Here is an 18,335-nt window from a genome sequence, read left to right on the forward strand (position 1 = left end):
GTATGCCGATCCGCGCCGTGCTGTGGGACATCGACGACACCCTGTTCGACTACACCGGGGCTGACAGCGCCGGCCTCGCGCGCCGGCTCGCCGAGGTGGGCCTCGCGGAGCGGTACGGGTCCCCCGAGGAGGCGCTCGCCCTGTGGCGGGAGGTCACCACCCGCCACTGGGACCGCTTCGCCGCCGGAGAGGTGAGCTTCCCCGAGCAGCGCCGGGACCGGGTGCGGGACTTCCTCGGGAAGCCCGGGATGAGCGCCGCCGAGGCGGACGGCTGGTTCGACCGGTACGTGGAGCACTACAAGGCCGCCTGGACGCTGTTCCCCGACGTCGTGCCCGTGCTGGACGCCCTGGCCGGCGGCTACCGGCACGGGGTGCTCTCCAACTCCTCCACCGTCAACCAGGACGCCAAGCTGCGCCACCTCGGGCTGCGGGAGCGGTTCGAGGTGCTGGTGTGCGCCGCGGAACTGGGCGTCAGCAAGCCCGAGGCGCAGGCCTTCCTCGCGGCCTGCGAGGCGCTAGGGCTGCCGCCGGGCGACGTGGCGTACGTGGGGGACCAGCCGGAGATCGACGCGCGCGGCGCACGCGACGCCGGGCTGACCGCGGTCTGGCTCGACCGGGACGGTGCCCGCGGGCCGGGCCCCTCGGGAGTGCACCGGATCGTCGGGCTCGCCCAGCTCCCGGAGGTGCTGGCCACCGATACCCGTTTTGGAGCACGGTCAGGCATCCGGTAATGTTCTTTCTGCGCCGCCGGAGCGGGCCGAAAGGCCGGACGGAGGCGCCACTCGAAAGAAAAGCCCCCCAAGGGGTTGACTTTCGGTGGGGTATAGTGTAATTGGCAACACGAGGGTTTCTGGTTCCCTTATTCTAGGTTCGAGTCCTGGTACCCCAGCGCAGTGCAGTAGTAACGCAGTGCTTTGCCCCCGTTGTGTAGCGGCCTAGCACGCCGCCCTCTCAAGGCGGTAGCGCCGGTTCGAATCCGGTCGGGGGTACAGATCCTTCCCGCAAGGTCTCCATTGGGTAGCTCCCGGACGTCTTGATGCAGGATCGCTAGGGCCCCCGTTGTGTAGCGGCCTAGCACGCCGCCCTCTCAAGGCGGTAGCGCCGGTTCGAATCCGGTCGGGGGTACTGGTCTGGTATAGACCACATTGGGCTATGGTGTAATTGGCAACACGAAGGTTTCTGGTTCCTTTGTTCTAGGTTCGAGTCCTGGTAGCCCAGCGCAGTACAAGGCAAGCCCCCGTTGTGTAGCGGCCTAGCACGCCGCCCTCTCAAGGCGGTAGCGCCGGTTCGAATCCGGTCGGGGGTACGCATCGAAGAGGCCCTCCGCGTTCATCGCGGAGGGCCTCTTCGCTGTTCCCGTACGCGCGCCGGCACCGCACAAGTGCGGGCCCGGGGGCGCGTGTTCGGACGTGTGCGGCGTCGTACGCGCCCCCGGGCCCGGGGGAGTGGGGGAATCGGGGAGGTCAGCCGGAGCGGCGCAGGGCCTCCGTCAGGCGGGCGGCCGCGTCGATGACGGCCTGGGCGTGCATCCGGCCCGGGTGGCGGGTCAGGCGCTCGATCGGTCCGGAGACCGACACGGAAGCCACCACCCGGTTCGACGGCCCGCGCACGGGCGCCGAGACGGACGCCACGCCGGGCTCCCGCTCGCCGATCGACTGCGCCCAGCCGCGGCGCCGTACGCCCGACAGGGCCGTCGCCGTGAAGCGCGCGCCCTGGAGCCCGCGGTGGAGCCGCTCGGGCTCCTCCCAGGCCATCAGGATCTGCGCGGCCGAGCCGGCCTTCATCGGGAGCGTGGAGCCCACCGGGACGGTGTCCCGTAGGCCCGACAGTCGCTCCGCTGCCGCCACGCAGATGCGCATGTCGCCCTGACGCCGGTAGAGCTGTGCGCTCTCGCCCGTCACGTCACGGAGGTGGGTGAGTACCGGTCCCGCCGTGGCCAGCAGACGGTCCTCGCCGGCCGCGGCGGCGAGCTCCGCCAGCCGCGGTCCGAGGATGAACCGGCCCTGCATGTCCCTCGCCACCATACGGTGGTGTTCCAGTGCCACGGCCAGGCGATGTGCCGTGGGTCGTGCGAGCCCTGTCGCCGCGACCAGCCCGGCGAGGGTGGCCGGACCGGACTCCAGTGCGCTCAGTACCAGAGCTGCCTTGTCGAGAACGCCGACGCCGCTAGAGTTGTCCATGAAACGATATTCGCGTCTCACACTGTGAAACGCAAGTTCAATTTTTCCAAGAAACAGCGAGTCTGTATGTGCGGGTCCACGAACCACTGGGTCCGAGCCGTCGTCCGGCGCGTGGGGTACGGGCGATCAGGCGCACCAGATCTCTATGAAGCGCCGGCCCGACCGGCCGGCCGGAGGGAAAGCGATGGGTAGGACACTCGCGGAGAAGGTCTGGGACGACCATGTCGTCCGGCGCGCCGAGGGCGAGCCCGACCTCCTCTTCATTGATCTGCACCTGCTGCACGAGGTGACCAGCCCCCAGGCCTTCGAGGGCCTGCGGCAGGCCGGCCGCAAGGTCAGGCGGCTCGACCTCACCATCGCCACCGAGGACCACAACACCCCCACCCTCGACATCGACAAGCCCATCGCGGACCCGGTCTCCCGGGCTCAGCTGGAGACGCTGCGCAAGAACTGCGCCGAGTTCGGCGTGCGCCTGCACTCCCTGGGCGATGTCGAGCAGGGCGTCGTCCACGTGGTGGGACCGCAGCTGGGCCTGACCCAGCCGGGCACCACGGTGGTCTGCGGTGACTCCCACACCTCCACGCACGGCGCCTTCGGCGCGCTCGCCTTCGGCATCGGCACGAGCCAGGTCGAGCACGTGCTGGCCACCCAGACGCTGCCGCTGGCCCGCCCGAAGACGATGGCCATCACCGTCACCGGTGCGCTGGCCGAGGGCGTCACCGCCAAGGACCTGATCCTGGCGATCATCGCGAAGATCGGCACCGGTGGCGGCCAGGGATACATCCTGGAATACCGCGGCGAAGCCATCGAGAAGCTCTCGATGGAAGCGCGGATGACCATCTGCAACATGTCGATCGAGGCCGGCGCCCGCGCGGGCATGATCGCCCCCGACCAGACCACCTTCGACTACCTCCAGGGCCGCGACCACGCCCCGGTGGGCGAGGACTGGGACGCGGCGGTCGCGTACTGGCAGACCCTGCGCACCGACGAGGACGCGGCCTTCGATGCCGAGGTCGTCATCGACGGCGCCGCGCTGTCGCCGTTCGTCACCTGGGGCACCAACCCGGGCCAGGGCGCGCCGCTGTCGGCCAACGTCCCCGACCCCGCTTCGTACGAGGACGCTTCGGAGCGCCTGGCCGCCGAAAAGGCCCTGGAGTACATGGGGTTGACCGCGGGGCAGCCGCTGCGCGACATCAAGGTCGACACCGTCTTCGTAGGTTCGTGCACCAACGGCCGCATCGAGGACCTGCGCGCCGTCGCCGGCATCATCGGCGGCCGCAAAGTCGCCGACGGCGTACGGATGCTGGTCGTCCCGGGCTCCGTCCGCGTCGCCCTGCAGGCCGTGGAAGAGGGCCTGGACAAGGTCTTCAAGGAGGCCGGCGCCGAATGGCGGCACGCGGGCTGCTCGATGTGCCTGGGCATGAACCCCGACCAACTGGCCCCCGGTGAGCGCTCCGCGTCCACCTCCAACCGCAACTTCGAGGGCCGGCAGGGCAAGGGCGGGCGGACCCACCTGGTCTCCCCGCAGGTGGCCGCCGCCACCGCGGTGCTGGGCCACCTGGCCTCTCCCGCCGACCTGTCCGACGCCAACGCGACCGCCGGAGTCTGAGAACCATGGAAGCCTTCACCACCCACACCGGCCGGGCCGTCCCGCTGCGCCGCAGCAACGTCGACACCGACCAGATCATCCCGGCCCACTGGCTGAAGAAGATCACCCGCGACGGGTTCGAGGACGGGCTCTTCGAGGCCTGGCGCAAGGACCCCGAGTTCATCACGAACCGCCCGGAGCGTCAGGGCGCGACCGTGCTCGTCGCCGGCCCCGACTTCGGTACCGGCTCCTCGCGCGAGCACGCCGTCTGGGCCCTGCAGAACTTCGGGTTCAAGACGGTCATCTCCTCCCGCTTCGCCGACATCTTCCGCGGCAACTCGCTGAAGAACGGTCTGCTGACGGTGGTCCTGCCGCAGGAGACCGTCGACCGGCTGTGGGAGCTGACCGAGGCCGACCCGACCGCCGAGGTGACGGTCGACCTGGTCGCCCGCCAGGTCCGCGCGGCGGGAATCGAGGCGGAGTTCGAACTCGACGACAACGCCCGCTGGCGCCTGCTGGAGGGCCTGGACGACATCTCGCTCACCCTTCAGAACGAAGCGGACATCGCCACGTACGAAAGCGTCCGCCCGAGCTACAAGCCGCGTACGATTCGGGCCTGATTCCGGCCTGATCAGCGCTTATTCACCCTTGGGTGATCACATCGACAACACTGTGCCCCCCGCCTTCCGGCGGGGGGCACAGCCGTGTGTTGAGGCCCCGTGAGGCGACAACTCGCCCCAGATGGCACAATCTGTGCATGGAACGCGACAGTCAACTTGAGCTCTACGAACTCGTCGCGGACCGGCTGAAAGAAGCACACACAAGGGTGCGCACACTGCAAGTCCCGGAGGGCGTAAGGATGGCGCTGTCCCGGAAGCTGTTGGTCGTCACGGCCGCGGCGAAGCACGATCTCGCCGATGCGGCAAGGCGCCTGGACAGGTTGATGAAGGACCTCGACGAGGGTCGATTCCCTGAAGGCGACTGATGCGAAGGAACTCCGTAACGGCCTACACCGTTGCGGCACTAGGGTGATTAGCCCGTTTCGTGTTTGATTTGCGGTATATATCCGCCTAACGTGCGAAATAAGCTTGAACACATTCGTTCTGGCGAAGTCTCCGAAGGGGAAGACGTGAACAAGGCGCAGCTCGTAGAAGCGATTGCCGACAAGCTGGGCGGCCGCCAGCAGGCCGCGGACGCTGTCGACGCGGTACTGGACGCGATGGTCCGCGCTGTGGTCGCGGGCGACCGGGTGTCGGTCACGGGCTTCGGCTCGTTCGAGAAGGTCGACCGCCCGGCCCGCTACGCCCGCAACCCGCAGACGGGTGAGCGCGTCCGGGTCAAGAAGACCTCGGTTCCCCGCTTCCGTGCGGGTCAGGGCTTCAAGGACCTGGTCGCGGGCACCAAGAAGCTGCCCAAGGGCGGCGAGGTGTCGGTGAAGAAGGCGCCCAAGGGCAGCCTCACCGGCGGTGCTTCCGCGACGGTCAAGAAGGCCGTGGCCAAGAAGGCCACCACCGCCAAGAGGGCGGCGGCGAAGACCGCGGTCGCCAAGAAGACCACCGCCAAGAAGGTCGCCACCGCCAAGAAGGTGGTCGCCAAGACCGCCGCGGCGAAGAAGACCACGGCGACGACGGCGAAGACCACCGCCGCGGCCAAGAAGGCCGCGACGACGGCGAAGAAGACCACCGCCACCGCCAAGAAGACGGCTCCGGCGGCCAAGAAGGCCACCGCGAAGACCACGGCGCCCGCCAAGAAGGCGACGGCGCGCAAGACCACCGCGAAGAAGACCACGGCCCGCAAGAAGTAAGGCCACGAGTCACACACGCCGGGCCGGCTTCCCCTCCTGGGGAAGCCGGCCCGCGGTGCTGTTCGTACAGGTCAGAAGGTCTGCAGGGTGATCAGTGTGATCCGCAGCCCCGGCCCCTCGCCGTCCGTCTCGATCCGGACCCGCTGCCCGGGGCGCAGCAGACGCAAGCCGCCCGCGTCGAAGGCCGGGGCCTCGAAGGGCACCGGGGTGCCGTCGTCCAGCAACACACTGCCGCTGCGGGTCTGGGAGTCGTACGTGTACGCGGTCGCCTGCATACGGGCACTGTATCGGGCCGTGTGACGGCCCACACCGAGGGCGAGGGCCATTCGCAGATCCGCGGCCGTGTCCACGTCCCGGCGCACGCTCTCGACCCCCGCGAGCGCTATTTCCGCGGCCCCCGACGCCGAATGCCGGGCCCGCGACGGGCCCCCGAACGAGGGTGCCAATTCCACGTCCGGAGCAGCGGAAAGCAGAGTCGTGCCGATTCCCGCCGCATCCGCCAGAAATGCCCGGGGAAATGCGGAGGCGGCTTCGAGCACGCGTAGCAATTCCGGCGGCCGCAGTGCGGGGAGATCCGCGTTCATCGCGGCCACCGCCGCCCCCGGCCGGAGCGCGCGGACCGCCCGCGCACCGTGGGCCAGCGCCGCGTTGAGCCCCGCCGCCGGCGCATCGGGCACGATCCGCGCCCCCAGTCGCGCCAGTTCCGCGCCGGCCCGTGCGTCGTCCGTGACGACCACCACATCGGCCACTGCCCCGCAGGCCAGCGCCCCCGCCACGGTGTCCTGCGCGAACGCCAGCGCGAGCGCGGGGCGGGACGCCCCGACGGCCGCCGCGAGACGGCTCTTGGCCACCGCCAGGGGCTTCAGCGGGACCACCAGACTCCAGACCGCGTTCGTGGCGGACCCCTTCCCTCCGGTGCGTGTCCGTACATGCGTGGACCATGGTCGGGTCATGACCGGGTCATGCGTCGGCCCATTGTCGCCTCTGCCCGGTCGACCCGGAGGTCCGGTGCTCCGGGCGGGGCGTACGGTGTTCTCGACAGAGACCGGACCGGAGGCCACACTTGTCCGGCCGACGAGGTGCCCAAGCTCCCCCAGCTACCGCCGGGAGGTACCCCCACGCACCGGTCCCAGAGGAAGGTGTACGAGTGTCCCGCCGCAGAATCGGCTTCTGGTACCGCCTGGCGGCGGTCATCGCAAAACCGCCGCTGGTCGTGCTCTTCAAGCGGGACTGGCGGGGAATGGATCACATTCCGGCCGAAGGCGGGTTTATCACGGCCGTCAATCACAACTCGTATCTGGACCCGCTCTCGTACGCGCACTTCCAGTACAACAGCGGCCGGGTGCCCCGATTGCTCGCCAAGGCGGCCCTCTTCAAGGTCCCCATTGTCGGCGCGATCCTGCACGGCTCCGGCCAGATCCCGGTCTACCGCGAGACCACCAACGCCCTGGACGCATTCCGGGCCGCCGTGGACGCGATCGAGCGCGGCGAATGCGTGGCCTTTTATCCGGAAGGCACCCTCACCCGCGATCCGGACATGTGGCCGATGGCCGGCAAGACCGGCGCCGCGCGGGTGGCGCTGATGACCAAGGCCCCCGTCATTCCGGTGGCCCAGTGGGGCGCCAATCTGGCGATGCCGCCCTACGCCAAGGAGGAGAAGGTCAAGCTGTTCCCGCGCAAGACCCTCCAGGTGCTCGCCGGACCTCCTGTCGACCTCTCCGAGTTCTACGACCGGGAGCCCACTCCCGACGTGCTCAAGGAGGCCACCGAAACCATCATGGCGGCCATCACCGTGCTGCTGGAAGAGCTGCGCGGCGAGAAGGCGCCCGAGCAGCCGTACGACCATCGCAGGGCCAGGGCGGATCAGCGGCGCAAGGCCGCGGGGGAGGACCAGAAGTGACACGTCCCGTGAAGGCGGCCGTCTTCGGAACCGGCTCCTGGGGCACGGCCTTCGGCATGGTGCTCGCCGACGCAGGCTGCGAGGTGACCCTCTGGGGCCGCCGCCGCGAGGTCGTCGACGCCATCAACACCGGCCGGACCAACCCGGACTACTTCCCGGACGTCGAACTCCCCGCGAACATGCGCGCCACCACCGACCCGGCCGAGGCCGCGCGCGGCGCCGATTTCGCGGTCCTCGCCATCCCTTCCCAGACCCTGCGCGGCAACCTCGCCGAATGGGCCCCGCTGCTGCCCGCCGACGCCGTCCTCGTCTCCCTGATGAAGGGCATCGAACTCGGCAGCGCGAAGCGGATGAGCGAGGTCATCGAGGAGGTGGCCAAGGTCCCCGCCGAGCGCGTCGCCGTCGTCACCGGCCCCAACCTGGCCCGTGAGATCGCCGCCCGGCAGCCCGCCGCAGCCGTCGTCGCCTGCTCCGACGAGGCCGTCGCGCAGCGCCTCCAGACGGCCTGCCACACCCCGTACTTCCGCCCGTACACCAGCACCGACGTCATCGGCTGCGAGCTGGGCGGCGCCGTCAAGAACGTCATCGGCCTCGCCGTCGGCATCGCCGACGGCATGGGCCTGGGCGACAACACCAAGGGTTCGCTCATCACCCGCGGACTCGCCGAAGCGACCCGGCTGGGCCTGGCGATGGGCGCCGATCCGCTGACCTTCTCCGGTCTCGCGGGCCTCGGCGACCTCGTCGCCACCTGCTCCTCGCCGCTCTCCCGGAACCACACCTTCGGCACCAACCTCGGCCGCGGAATGACCCTTGAGGAGACCATCGCGGTCACCAAGCAGACCGCCGAGGGCGTCAAGTCCTGCGAGTCGGTGGCCGATCTGGCCCGCCGCCACGGGGTGGACATGCCGATCACCGACACCGTCGTCGACATCGTCCACCACGGCAAGCCGCCGCTGGTCGCACTGAAGGAACTGATGGGGCGCAGCGCCAAACCGGAACGCCGCTGACTCCTTTCCGGACGTCCGAGCGGGTATCGTCGTGGCGATATGAGCAGCGAGAACCTCCCCCAGACCCCTGAGCAGCAGGGCCGCAAGCCCCGCGTGGCCGTCGTGTTCGGCGGCCGCAGCTCGGAACACGCCATCTCGGTCGTCACCGCGGGCGCCGTGCTGCGCTCCATCGACCGGTCCAAGTACGAGGTGCTGCCCATCGGCATCACCACGGACGGCCGGTGGGCGCTGACCGCCGACGAGCCCGCGCGCATGGCCATCGCCGACCGCAAGCTCCCGAGCGTCGAGGAGCTGGCGGACTCCGCGGACGGCGCCGTCGTGCTCTCCGTCGATCCGGCCAACCGCGAGGTCGTCTACACCGAGCCCGGAGCCGTTCCCAAGGCCCTGGGCGAGGTCGACGTCGTCTTCCCGATGCTGCACGGCCCGTACGGCGAGGACGGCACCCTGCAGGGCCTCCTGGAGCTCTCCGGCATCCCGTACGTCGGCTCGGGCGTCCTCGCCTCCGCCGTCGGCCAGGACAAGGAGTACATGAAGCGCGTCTTCACCTCCTTCGGCCTCCCCGTCGGCCCGTACGTGACCATCCGCCCCCGCGAGTGGGACGCCGACCGGGACGCCGCCCGCGGCCGGATCCTGGACTTCGCCGGCGAGCACGGCTGGCCGCTCTTCATCAAGCCCGCCCGGGCCGGCTCCTCCATCGGCATCACCAAGGTCGACGACGCCTCCGGCCTGGACGCGGCGATCCGCGAGGCCCAGCGTCACGACCCGAAGATCATCGTGGAGGCGCTGCTGCGCGGCCGCGAGATCGAGTGCGGGGTGCTGGAGTTCGAGGACGGGCCGCGCGCCAGCGTGCCCGCCGAGATCCCGCCGGTCTCCAGCCACGACTTCTACGACTTCGAGGCGAAGTACATCGACTCCGCCTCCGGAATCGTGCCCGCGCCGCTCACCCCGGAGCAGACCGCCGAGGTGCAGCGGCTCGCGATCGAGGCGTACGACGCCGCGTCCTGCGAGGGTCTGGTGCGCGCCGACTTCTTCCTCACCGAGGACGGCACCTTCGTCATCAACGAGATCAACACCATGCCGGGCTTCACCCCGATCTCCATGTACCCGCGGATGTGGAAGGAGTCGGGCATCGAGTACCCGGAGCTGGTGGACCGCCTGATCCAGGCGGCCCTGACCCGCTCCACCGGGCTGCGCTAGCCCGCGGACCCAGCGCGAAACGCCGACCGCCCGCCGGGATTCCCGGCGGGCGGTCGGTTGCGAAACGGGGGGCGGCGGGGGAGCGGCCGGGGGCCGTCAATACGACGCGATGCCCTCGGGGACGGTCTTGGCCACGACCGCGGACAGTCCGACCAGCATCCCCGCATCCGTGAAATGCTCCTTGTCGACCCGGACCTCCGTGTACGCGAGGCGCAGCCCGGTGATGAAGCGGTACCCCCCGCCGGCGCTGTCGGGGAGCTTCTGCGACAGCCACTGGACGCCGTTGACCTCGATGCCGTCCAGCTTCGGATCGGCCATCTCGGGAGGCTTGGGGATACCGCACCGCAGTACGATCGCCGAGCCGCCCCACGCGGCGGTCAGATCCGACTTCGGTGCGGAACCGGACCGCTCCAGGCCGGCCACCGTCTCCGGGAGTTCCTTGTGCAGTGCTGCACAGAACCCCGCGACGTCGGCGGGCGGCGTGGGCGGCGGATCCACTCGGGCTTCGGAATCACCCGGCGTACAGCCCGCGAGGGCCAGTACGACGGCCAGCACGGACAGGGTGGGTATACGGACGGGCCGGCGGTGTGTGGACATCACCGGCCAAGAGTAGACGGGGGCTACAGATGGACCACCGGGCAGGTCAAGGTGCGGGTGATGCCCTCCACCTGCTGGACCTTGGCGACGACCATGCGGCCGAGCTCGTCCACGGTGTCTGCTTGGGCGCGCACGATCACGTCGTACGGACCCGTCACGTCCTCGGCCTGGATCACCCCCGCGATCTGGCTGATGGACTCGGCGACGAACGACGCCTTGCCCACCTCGGTCTGGATAAGGATGTACGCCTGTACCACGGAACCTCCAGGGCGGCCACGAGGATCGATTCCCCTAACCTTCGGGTGGGCCCGGGGATTCGGACGGGCCCGGGGAAGAAGGGACGCCACGGTACCGCGTTGCCGAGCACCACGGGGAGACCCGGGGGCACGGCGCCACGCACGGCGGGGCGTACGGAGAGCAGAAGTTGACGTATCTGTTGACGGTACCCAGAGCTGTGACGGCTCGCGACCGCAAGCGGACTGGGCAAGAAGGGGCACAGCGATGAAGGGCACTGTGGGCGAGCTGGGGGAGTTCGGGCTCATTCGAGAGCTCACCTCACGGCTCACCACCACCCCGGCGGTCCGGCTCGGACCGGGCGACGACGCCGCGGTCGTGTCGGCCCCCGACCGGCGGGTCGTGGCGAGCACCGACATCCTGCTGGAAGGCAGGCACTTCCGGCGCGACTGGTCCACGGCGTACGACGTCGGCCGCAAGGCCGCCGCACAGAACCTCGCCGACATCGCCGCCATGGGCGCGGTGCCCACGGCCCTGCTGCTCGGCCTGGTCGTCCCGGCGGAGCTGCCGGTCACCTGGCCCACCGAGCTGATGGACGGGCTGCGCGACGAGTGCCAGGTCGCCGGCGCGGCCGTCGTCGGCGGCGACGTCGTCCGCGGCGACACCATCACCGTGTCCATCACCGCCCTCGGCGACCTGCGCAACCACGAGCCCGTGCTGCGCTCCGGCGCCCAGCCCGGCGACGTCGTGGCCGTCACGGGCTGGCTGGGCTGGTCCGCGGCCGGATTCGCCGTGCTCTCGCGCGGCTTCCGCTCCCCACGGGCCTTCGTCGAGGCGCACCGCCGCCCCGAGCCGCCGTACCACGCGGGCCCCGCGGCCGCCGGGCTCGGCGCCACCGCCATGACCGACGTCAGCGACGGCCTGATCGCCGACCTCGGGCACATCGCGGAAGCCAGCAAGGTACGGATCGACCTGCGCTCGGCGGCCGTCGACATCCCGACCCAGATGCACGACATCGGGCAGGCCGTCGGGGTCGACCCCTTGCAGTGGGTGCTCACTGGAGGAGAAGATCACGCCATCGTGGCGACCTTCCCGCCCGACGTGAAGCTGCCGGCCCGGTGGAAGGTCATCGGGGAGGTGCTGAACCGGTCCGCGCTGCCCCAGGTGACCGTGGACGGCGCCCCCTGGACGAGCACCGGCGGCTGGGACCACTTCGGCTCCGACCCGTCCACCGAGGAGACCTCGCGATGACCGACGCGCCACCGCTGTGCCTGACCGTCGCCGGATCGGACTCCGGCGGTGGCGCCGGGATCCAGGCCGACCTCAAGACCATGCTGGCGCTCGGCGTGCACGGGATGAGCGTGGTGACGGCCGTGACCGCGCAGAACTCCCTCGGGGTGCAGGGGGTCTGGGAACTGCCCGCAGAGGCCGTGAAGGCCCAGTACCGGGCCGTCGTGGACGACATCGGCGTCCAGGCGATCAAGACCGGGATGTTGGCCTCCACCACACTGGTGGAGACGGTGGCCGAGCTGCTGGCCGCCACGTCCGCCCCCGCCGTCGTGGACCCGGTCGGGGTCTCCAAGCACGGGGACGCGCTGCTCGCCGCCGCGGCGCTGGACGCCGTGCGCAAGGAGCTGCTGCCGCGGGCCACCGTGGCCACCCCCAACCTGGACGAGGTGACGCAGCTCACCGGCGTGGTGGTGGAGAGCGAGGACGACATGCGGCGGGCCGCCGACGCCGTGCTCTCGTACGGACCCGAGTGGGCGCTGATCAAGGGCGGCCACCTGGCCGCCCACGGGAACGAGGCGGCCGACCTGCTCACCGACGGCGAGACGCAGCTGTGGCTGCGGGCGCCGCGCCACGACAACCGCCACACCCACGGCACCGGCTGCACCCTCGCCAGTGCGATCGCGGCGGGGCTGGCCAAGGGGCAGGACGTACCGCAGGCCGTCATGGAGGCCAAGGAGTACGTGACCGGCGCCATCGCCGCCGGCTTCGCCCTCGGCGGCGGCATCGGCCCGGTGGACCACGCCTGGCAGTGGCACCGCTGACGGCGGCCCAACGGCAGAAGACCACCGCATCACGTGATGCGGTGGTCTCCGCGCCTCACACCCGGCCCGGCCGGGCAAGGCAAAAGGCCGGCCCACGAGGTGGACCGGCCTTCTTGGCAACCGGAAAGGGCTGCGCTACGACGGTTGGCGTCAGCGCGAGACCTTGCCGGCCTTGATGCACGAGGTGCAGACGTTGAGGCGCTTCGGCGTCCCACCGACCACGGCACGAACGCGCTGGATGTTCGGGTTCCAGCGACGAGAGGTGCGGCGGTGCGAGTGGGAGATGTTGTTGCCGAAGCTCGGCCCCTTGGCGCAAACGTCGCAGTTGGCAGCCACAGGTCACTCCAAAGACTTCAGATGCACTTACAGTGAAATCCGGCGCACCGGATCAGAAGTCTGAAGAAGTCTGAGTGGTTTGCCGGGGGAATGGCCCGACTTTCATCGGGCAACCGGAGCAGCATACAACGACTGCGTCGGTCCAAGAAAACTACCATGGCCGCCGCCGACCCCGCCCGCGAGCCCGGACGCCCGGCAGACCTTCGTTACCCTGCGGTGAACCCTGGCCCGCACAAGGAGGAACGCCCGGTGCCGCACGAGCCGCAGCCGCAGCCCGCCGACGAGCTCGACGCCGAAGCGGTGCGCACCTGGAGCTCGCTGGCCGTGGCCGCACTGGGCCGGGCCCGCGATGACATCGACGCGATCAACGTCTACCCGGTCGCGGACGCGGACACCGGCACCAACCTCTACCTGACCGCCGAATCGGCGGACCGCGCACTCGCCGAAGCCCTCGGAAAGGCCCCCGCGGGCGTGAGCGAGACCACAGCGGACGGGCAGCCGGGCGCCGAAGGTCGGGCACCCTCCCTCTCCCACGCCGTACGGGCCTACGCACACGGCGCCCTCATAGGCGCCCGCGGGAACTCCGGGACGATCCTGGCGCAGCTGCTGCGCGGCGTGGCCGACGTGCTCGGCGAAGATCCCGGCGACCGCGGGCCGGGCCCGCTGCTGGCCCAGGCGCTGACCCGGGCCGCCGAGGAGGCGTACGAGGCGGTCGCACACCCGGTGGAGGGCACCATGCTCACCGTCGCCGCCGCCGCGGCGAGGGCCGGTGAGGCGGCCGGGGCCGCCGCCGGGACCGCCGCCGACGTGGCCCTCGCCGCCTACGACGGGGCCCGCGCCGCCCTCGCGGACACCCCGGGGCAGCTGGCCGAGCTGGGCCGGGCCGGAGTGGTCGACGCCGGGGGCTGCGGGCTGGTCGCCGTACTCGGGGCCCTGTGGCAGGCGCTGTCCGGCCGGCAGCCCGCCCCCGAGGCCATCCGCGGCCGGGCCGTGCCCGTGCCGCAGCCGGCGCAGCCCTGCGACGCCGAGGAGCAGGGCGGGCCCGCGTACGAGGTGATCTACCTCCTGGAGGCCGCCGAGCCGGACGTGGCGCAGCTGCGCGAACGCCTCGACGGACTGGGGGACTCACTCGTGGTGGTCGGCGGCGACGGACTGTGGAACGTGCACGTCCATGTCGACGACCCCGGCGCCGCCGTGGAGGCCGGCGTGGTCGCCGGGCGCCCGTACCGCATCCGCATCACCCACTTCGGCGACGAGCGGCGCCGGGCGCGCGGGGAGCGCGTCCAGCGGGCCGTCGTCGCCGTGGTCCCGGGCGAGGGGCTGGCCGGGCTGTGCGGGGAGGCGGGCGCGACCACCGTGCTCGCCCGCACCGGGGAGGTCCCGGACACCACCGAACTCCTCGACGCCATCCGGCGCGCGCACGCCCGCGAGGTGGTGCTGCTGCCCGGTGGCGCCGACCAGCGCGCCGCCGCGGCCGCCGCGGCCGAACGGGCCCGGGCCGACGGCGTACGGGTGGCCGTGATCCCCACCCGCTCCGCGGTCCAGGGCCTGGCCGCGCTCGCCGTCCACGACCCGGACGGCAGCTTCGACGAGGACGTGGTCGCCATGACCGCGGCGGCAGGGGCCACCCGCTACGGGGAACTCGCCGTCGCCGAACGGCAGTCCTTCACCTCCGCCGGCATCTGCCAGGCCGGGGACGTGCTCGGGCTGATCGACGGAGACGTCGCCGTCATCGGCTCCGCGCTCGACGACACCGCCGAGGCCGTCCTGGAACGGATGCTGGGCTCCGGCGGCGAGCTCGTCACCCTGGTCCTGGGACCGGAGGTGCCGGACGCCCTCGCCGCACGCCTGGAGGCGTACGTACAGCACGGGCACCTGGCCGTGGACACGGTCACCTACCGCGGCGGGCGGCACTCGGCGCCCCTCCTCATCGGGGTCGAATAGCCGCCTTGTCAGCGCGATGGTGTGCAATGAACACGTGCCCGCGCTCGACGAAGACCTCAAGAAGACGCTCGGCCCCGCCACCGCCAAGGTGCTGGCCGAGCAGCTCGGCCTGCACACGGCCCTGGACCTGCTGCACCACTACCCGCGGCGGTACGCGGAGCGCGGCGAGCTGACCTCACTGGCCGAGCTCGCCGACCAGATCGACGAGCACGTGACGGTCGTCGCCCAAGTCGCCGACGCCCGGATCCTGACCTTCAACGGGGGCCGGGGCAAGCGCCTGGAGGTCACCATCACCGACGGCAGCGGCCGCCTCCAGCTGGTCTTCTTCGGGGCGGGCGTCCACAAACCGCACAAGGAACTGCTGCCGGGCAGCCGCGCGATGTTCGCGGGCAAGGTCTCGATGTTCAACCGCAAGCTCCAGCTGGCCCACCCCGCCTACGAGCCGCTCGGCGCGGGCGCCTCCGACCGGGACGCCGCCACCGCCTTCGCCAATCAACTCATCCCGATCTACCCGGCCTGCGCCAAGCTGGAGTCCTGGAAGATCACCAAATGCGTGGACGCCGTACTGCCCCGCGCCCAGGAGGTCCTGGACCCGCTGCCGGACGCACTGCGCGAGGACCGCGGACTGGTCCCGCTCACCGAGGCCCTCCTGAAGATCCACCGGCCGGCCACCAAGGCCGACGTCGAGGACGCGCGCCAGCGGCTGAAGTGGGACGAGGCCTTCGTCCTCCAGGTCGCCCTGGCCCGCCGCCGGCACGCCGACTCCCAGCTCCCGGCCGTCCCGCGCCGCCCCGCCGCCGGCGGCCTGCTCGACGCCTTCGACGCCAAACTGCCCTTCACCCTCACCGAGGGCCAGCAGACCGTCTCGAAGGAGATCTTCGACGACCTGGCCACCGAGCACCCCATGCACCGCCTCCTCCAGGGCGAGGTCGGCTCGGGCAAGACGATGGTCGCGCTGCGGGCCATGCTCGCCGTCGTGGACTGCGGCGGGCAGGCCGCCATGCTCGCCCCCACCGAGGTCCTCGCCCAGCAGCACCACCGCTCCATCACCGAGATGATGGGCGAGCTCGCCGAGGCGGGCATGCTCGGCGGCTCCGACCGGGGCACCAAGGTCGTCCTGCTCACCGGCTCCATGGGGATGCCCGCGCGCCGCCAGGCCCTGCTCGACCTGGTCACCGGCGAGGCGGGCATCGTGATCGGCACGCACGCGCTCATCGAGGACAAGGTGCAGTTCCACGACCTCGGCCTGGTCGTGGTCGACGAACAGCACCGCTTCGGCGTGGAGCAGCGCGACGCCCTGCGGTCCAAGGGGAAGCAGCCCCCGCACCTGCTCGTGATGACCGCGACCCCCATCCCGCGCACCGTCGCGATGACCGTCTTCGGAGACCTGGAGACCTCCGTCCTCGACCAGCTGCCCGCGGGCCGCTCCCCGATCGCCACCCACGTCGTACCGGCCAAGGACAAGCCGCACTTCCTGACCCGGGCCTGGGAACGGGTGCGGGAGGAGGTCGAGAACGGGCACCAGGCGTACGTGGTGTGCCCGCGCATCGGCGACGGCGAGGACGACCCGAAGAAGAAGCCCGCCGAGGAGGACGGCGAGCGGCGACCTCCGCTGGCGGTCCTGGAGATCGCCGAACAGCTCACCCGCGGACCGCTCGCCGGACTGTCGGTGGAGGTGCTGCACGGCCGGATGGACCCGGCCGACAAGGACGACGTCATGCGCCGCTTCGCCGCCGGCGAGGTCAAGGTGCTGGTCGCCACCACCGTCATCGAAGTCGGCGTGAACGTCCCGAACTCCACCGTCATGGTGATCATGGACGCGGACCGGTTCGGCGTCTCCCAGCTCCACCAGCTGCGCGGCCGCGTCGGCCGCGGCTCCGCGCCCGGCCTGTGCCTGTTGGTCAGCGAGATGCACGAGGCCAGCCCCGCCCGGGCCCGGCTCGCCGCGGTCGCCGCCACGCTGGACGGCTTCGAGCTCTCCCGGATCGACCTCGAACAGCGCCGCGAGGGCGACGTGCTGGGGCAGGCCCAGTCGGGCGTGCGGTCCTCGCTGCGCATGCTCGCGGTCATCGAGGACGAAGAGGTCATCGCCCAGGCCCGGGAGGAGGCCACCCGCGTGGTCGCCGCCGACCCCGAGCTGGAGCGGCTGCCGGGCCTGCGGGGCGCGCTGGACGCCCTGCTGGACACCGAGCGGGAGCAGTACCTGGAGAAGGGCTGAACGGGACCGCCCGGGGCCTTCCGGGCCGGTACGACCTATCGTTGGACTCCGCAGTACCGGGCCGTACCCGCAGGACCCGTCAGCACCCCACCACCACCGTCGTACCGAAGGACCCCAGATGACCCGCGTGATCGCCGGCAGCGCCGGCGGGCGACGGCTGACCGTGCCCCCGGGCACCGGCACCCGGCCGACCTCGGACCGGATGCGCGAAGGCCTCTTCTCGACCTGGGAGTCGCTGCACGGCGTCGAGGGGGCCCGGGTGCTCGACCTCTACGCGGGCTCCGGCGCCGTCGGCCTGGAGGCCCTCTCCCGCGGCGCCTCGCACGCACTGCTCGTCGAGCCCGAGGCCAAGGCCGCCAAAGCGATCCGGGACAACATCAGGTCGCTGGGCCTGCCCGGCGCCGAGTTCCGCGCGGGCAAGGCGGAGCAGGTCGTGGCGGTCCCGGCGGCCGGGGACCCGTACGACGTGGTGTTCCTGGACCCGCCGTACGCCGTCGGCCACGACGATCTTGGCGAGATCCTCCTCACACTCCGCGCCAATGGCTGGCTCACGGACGATGCGCTCGTCACCGTGGAGCGCGGCACGAGGAGCGGCGCGTTCCCGTGGCCCGAGGGCTTCGAGCCGCTGCGCTCCCGGAAGTACGGCGAGGGCACCCTTTGGTACGGTCGCGCCGCCTTCACCAGCGAAGACTCATGATGCCCGCATCGGAGAGCGAGGGACCCAAGTTGCGCCGAGCCGTCTGTCCCGGGTCATTCGACCCCATCACCAACGGACACCTCGACATCATCGGCCGGGCCTCCCGGCTCTACGACGTCGTGCACGTCGCCGTGATGATCAACCAGTCCAAGAAGGGGCTGTTCACCGTCGAGGAGCGGATCGAGCTGATCCGCGAGGCGACCGCCGGCTACGGGAACGTCGAAGTGGAGTCCTTCCACGGACTGCTCGTCGACTTCTGCAAGCAGCGCGACATCCCGGCCATCGTCAAGGGGCTGCGGGCCGTCAGCGATTTCGACTACGAGCTCCAGATGGCCCAGATGAACATGGGGCTCTCGGGCGTCGAGACGCTGTTCGTGCCGACCAATCCCACCTACAGCTTCCTGTCCTCCTCGCTGGTCAAGGAGGTGGCGACCTGGGGCGGAGACGTCGCCCACCTGTTGCCGCCGCACGTGCACGCGGCGCTGACCGAGCGGCTCGCCGCCCGCTGACCGACTGACGGGCCGTCAGTCAGTGTCTGGCGTTCACCCGGTGGCCGTACAGTCGTCCCGTCCGTCTCAGGAA

Annotated in this window: 18 protein-coding genes, 5 tRNA genes and 1 pseudogene; 19 read left to right on the forward strand and 5 right to left on the reverse strand. The window is 71.0% G+C overall.

Translation table 11 applies throughout. The features are described from left to right. Positions 1-2: 2 nt before the first annotated feature. From OG974_RS29275 to OG974_RS29300, 6 genes are all read left to right on the forward strand, one after another. Positions 3-731: an HAD family hydrolase gene (locus OG974_RS29275; protein WP_327278751.1), complete on the forward strand. Its 729-nt coding sequence runs from the start codon at positions 3-5 to the stop codon at positions 729-731. An 86-nt stretch (positions 732-817) separates the two neighbouring features. Beyond that, positions 818-889 (forward strand) — tRNA-Gln (locus OG974_RS29280). A 27-nt stretch (positions 890-916) separates the two neighbouring features. Next, positions 917-989 (forward strand) — tRNA-Glu (locus OG974_RS29285). A 63-nt stretch (positions 990-1,052) separates the two neighbouring features. Then, a tRNA-Glu gene (locus OG974_RS29290) sits at positions 1,053-1,125 on the forward strand. Between the two features lie 21 nt (positions 1,126-1,146). Continuing rightward, positions 1,147-1,218 (forward strand) — tRNA-Gln (locus OG974_RS29295). A 15-nt stretch (positions 1,219-1,233) separates the two neighbouring features. Then, positions 1,234-1,306: transfer RNA gene (locus OG974_RS29300), tRNA-Glu, on the forward strand. A 157-nt stretch (positions 1,307-1,463) separates the two neighbouring features. Here the strand turns inward: OG974_RS29300 and ndgR are convergent. Next, positions 1,464-2,180 (reverse strand): IclR family transcriptional regulator NdgR, encoded by a 717-nt coding sequence (ndgR, locus tag OG974_RS29305; protein WP_007266782.1) that lies wholly within the window; start codon positions 2,178-2,180, stop codon positions 1,464-1,466. 184 nt (positions 2,181-2,364) lie between these two features. Here ndgR and leuC point away from each other — a divergent pair, with 184 nt between their 5' ends. From leuC to OG974_RS29325, 4 genes are all read left to right on the forward strand, one after another. Next, the gene (gene leuC / locus OG974_RS29310) at positions 2,365-3,789 is read left to right on the forward strand and encodes a 3-isopropylmalate dehydratase large subunit (protein WP_327278752.1); all 1,425 of its coding nucleotides are present in this window, start codon (positions 2,365-2,367) and stop codon (positions 3,787-3,789) included. Between the two features lie 5 nt (positions 3,790-3,794). Continuing rightward, positions 3,795-4,388, forward strand: coding sequence for a 3-isopropylmalate dehydratase small subunit (leuD, locus tag OG974_RS29315; protein ID WP_327278753.1), 594 nt, complete (start codon positions 3,795-3,797; stop codon positions 4,386-4,388). Positions 4,389-4,525: 137 nt separating this feature from the next. Continuing rightward, complete coding sequence (locus tag OG974_RS29320; protein ID WP_008739877.1) at positions 4,526-4,753, forward strand: hypothetical protein; 228 nt, start codon at positions 4,526-4,528, stop codon at positions 4,751-4,753. A 144-nt stretch (positions 4,754-4,897) separates the two neighbouring features. Further along, positions 4,898-5,572: an HU family DNA-binding protein gene (locus tag OG974_RS29325; protein ID WP_327278754.1), complete on the forward strand. Its 675-nt coding sequence runs from the start codon at positions 4,898-4,900 to the stop codon at positions 5,570-5,572. A gap of 272 nt (positions 5,573-5,844) precedes the next feature. Here the strand turns inward: OG974_RS29325 and cofC are convergent. After that, a pseudogene (cofC, locus tag OG974_RS29330) lies at positions 5,845-6,525 on the reverse strand (2-phospho-L-lactate guanylyltransferase); the annotation flags it as partial. A gap of 194 nt (positions 6,526-6,719) precedes the next feature. Here cofC and OG974_RS29335 point away from each other — a divergent pair. The 3 genes from OG974_RS29335 to OG974_RS29345 are packed head-to-tail and all read left to right on the forward strand — an operon-like array spanning position 6,720 to position 9,676. After that, positions 6,720-7,472, forward strand: a complete 753-nt coding sequence (locus OG974_RS29335; RefSeq protein WP_327278755.1) for a lysophospholipid acyltransferase family protein — start codon at positions 6,720-6,722, stop codon at positions 7,470-7,472. Continuing rightward, positions 7,469-8,479, forward strand: a complete 1,011-nt coding sequence (locus OG974_RS29340) for an NAD(P)H-dependent glycerol-3-phosphate dehydrogenase (protein ID WP_327278756.1) — start codon at positions 7,469-7,471, stop codon at positions 8,477-8,479. The genes OG974_RS29335 and OG974_RS29340 overlap by 4 nt, the downstream gene beginning before the upstream one ends. Before the next feature lie 39 nt (positions 8,480-8,518). Continuing rightward, positions 8,519-9,676 (forward strand): D-alanine--D-alanine ligase family protein, encoded by a 1,158-nt coding sequence (locus OG974_RS29345; protein ID WP_327278757.1) that lies wholly within the window; start codon positions 8,519-8,521, stop codon positions 9,674-9,676. 96 nt (positions 9,677-9,772) lie between these two features. Here OG974_RS29345 and OG974_RS29350 read toward each other — a convergent pair whose 3' ends face one another. Together OG974_RS29350 and OG974_RS29355 are read right to left on the reverse strand one after the other, a co-directional pair. Further along, positions 9,773-10,273, reverse strand: coding sequence for a DUF3515 domain-containing protein (locus OG974_RS29350; RefSeq protein ID WP_327278758.1), 501 nt, complete (start codon positions 10,271-10,273; stop codon positions 9,773-9,775). A gap of 23 nt (positions 10,274-10,296) precedes the next feature. Then, positions 10,297-10,530 (reverse strand): Lrp/AsnC ligand binding domain-containing protein, encoded by a 234-nt coding sequence (locus tag OG974_RS29355; RefSeq protein WP_030298511.1) that lies wholly within the window; start codon positions 10,528-10,530, stop codon positions 10,297-10,299. 244 nt (positions 10,531-10,774) lie between these two features. Here OG974_RS29355 and OG974_RS29360 point away from each other — a divergent pair, with 244 nt between their 5' ends. Both OG974_RS29360 and thiD read left to right on the forward strand, forming a co-directional pair. Then, positions 10,775-11,758, forward strand: coding sequence for a thiamine-phosphate kinase (locus OG974_RS29360; protein WP_327278759.1), 984 nt, complete (start codon positions 10,775-10,777; stop codon positions 11,756-11,758). Beyond that, positions 11,755-12,558: a bifunctional hydroxymethylpyrimidine kinase/phosphomethylpyrimidine kinase gene (gene thiD / locus OG974_RS29365; protein ID WP_327278760.1), complete on the forward strand. Its 804-nt coding sequence runs from the start codon at positions 11,755-11,757 to the stop codon at positions 12,556-12,558. The genes OG974_RS29360 and thiD overlap by 4 nt, the downstream gene beginning before the upstream one ends. Positions 12,559-12,708: 150 nt before the next feature. On the opposite strand, the gene rpmB is transcribed toward thiD, so the two are convergent. Continuing rightward, on the reverse strand, positions 12,709-12,894 hold the full coding sequence (gene rpmB / locus OG974_RS29370; RefSeq protein WP_082410959.1) for a 50S ribosomal protein L28: 186 nt from the start codon (positions 12,892-12,894) through the stop codon (positions 12,709-12,711). A gap of 156 nt (positions 12,895-13,050) precedes the next feature. Here rpmB and OG974_RS29375 point away from each other — a divergent pair, with 156 nt between their 5' ends. The 4 genes from OG974_RS29375 (at position 13,051) to coaD (ending at position 18,262) form a co-directional block, all read left to right on the forward strand. Then, a complete protein-coding gene (locus tag OG974_RS29375; protein WP_327278761.1) occupies positions 13,051-14,838 on the forward strand; it encodes a DAK2 domain-containing protein in 1,788 nt (595 codons plus the stop codon). A 16-nt stretch (positions 14,839-14,854) separates the two neighbouring features. Then, entirely contained in the window at positions 14,855-17,056 is a 2,202-nt protein-coding gene (recG, locus tag OG974_RS29380; RefSeq protein WP_371644947.1) for an ATP-dependent DNA helicase RecG, read from the forward strand. A 118-nt stretch (positions 17,057-17,174) separates the two neighbouring features. Continuing rightward, positions 17,175-17,753 carry a 16S rRNA (guanine(966)-N(2))-methyltransferase RsmD gene (gene rsmD / locus OG974_RS29385; RefSeq protein ID WP_327278763.1) on the forward strand — a complete coding sequence of 193 codons (579 nt, stop codon included), beginning with the start codon at positions 17,175-17,177 and terminating at the stop codon, positions 17,751-17,753. 29 nt (positions 17,754-17,782) lie between these two features. Next, on the forward strand, positions 17,783-18,262 hold the full coding sequence (gene coaD, locus OG974_RS29390) for a pantetheine-phosphate adenylyltransferase (RefSeq protein ID WP_327285801.1): 480 nt from the start codon (positions 17,783-17,785) through the stop codon (positions 18,260-18,262). Positions 18,263-18,335 lie beyond the last annotated feature (73 nt).

Source organism: Streptomyces sp. NBC_00597, assembly GCF_041431095.1.
Classification (GTDB): Bacteria; Actinomycetota; Actinomycetes; order Streptomycetales; family Streptomycetaceae; genus Streptomyces.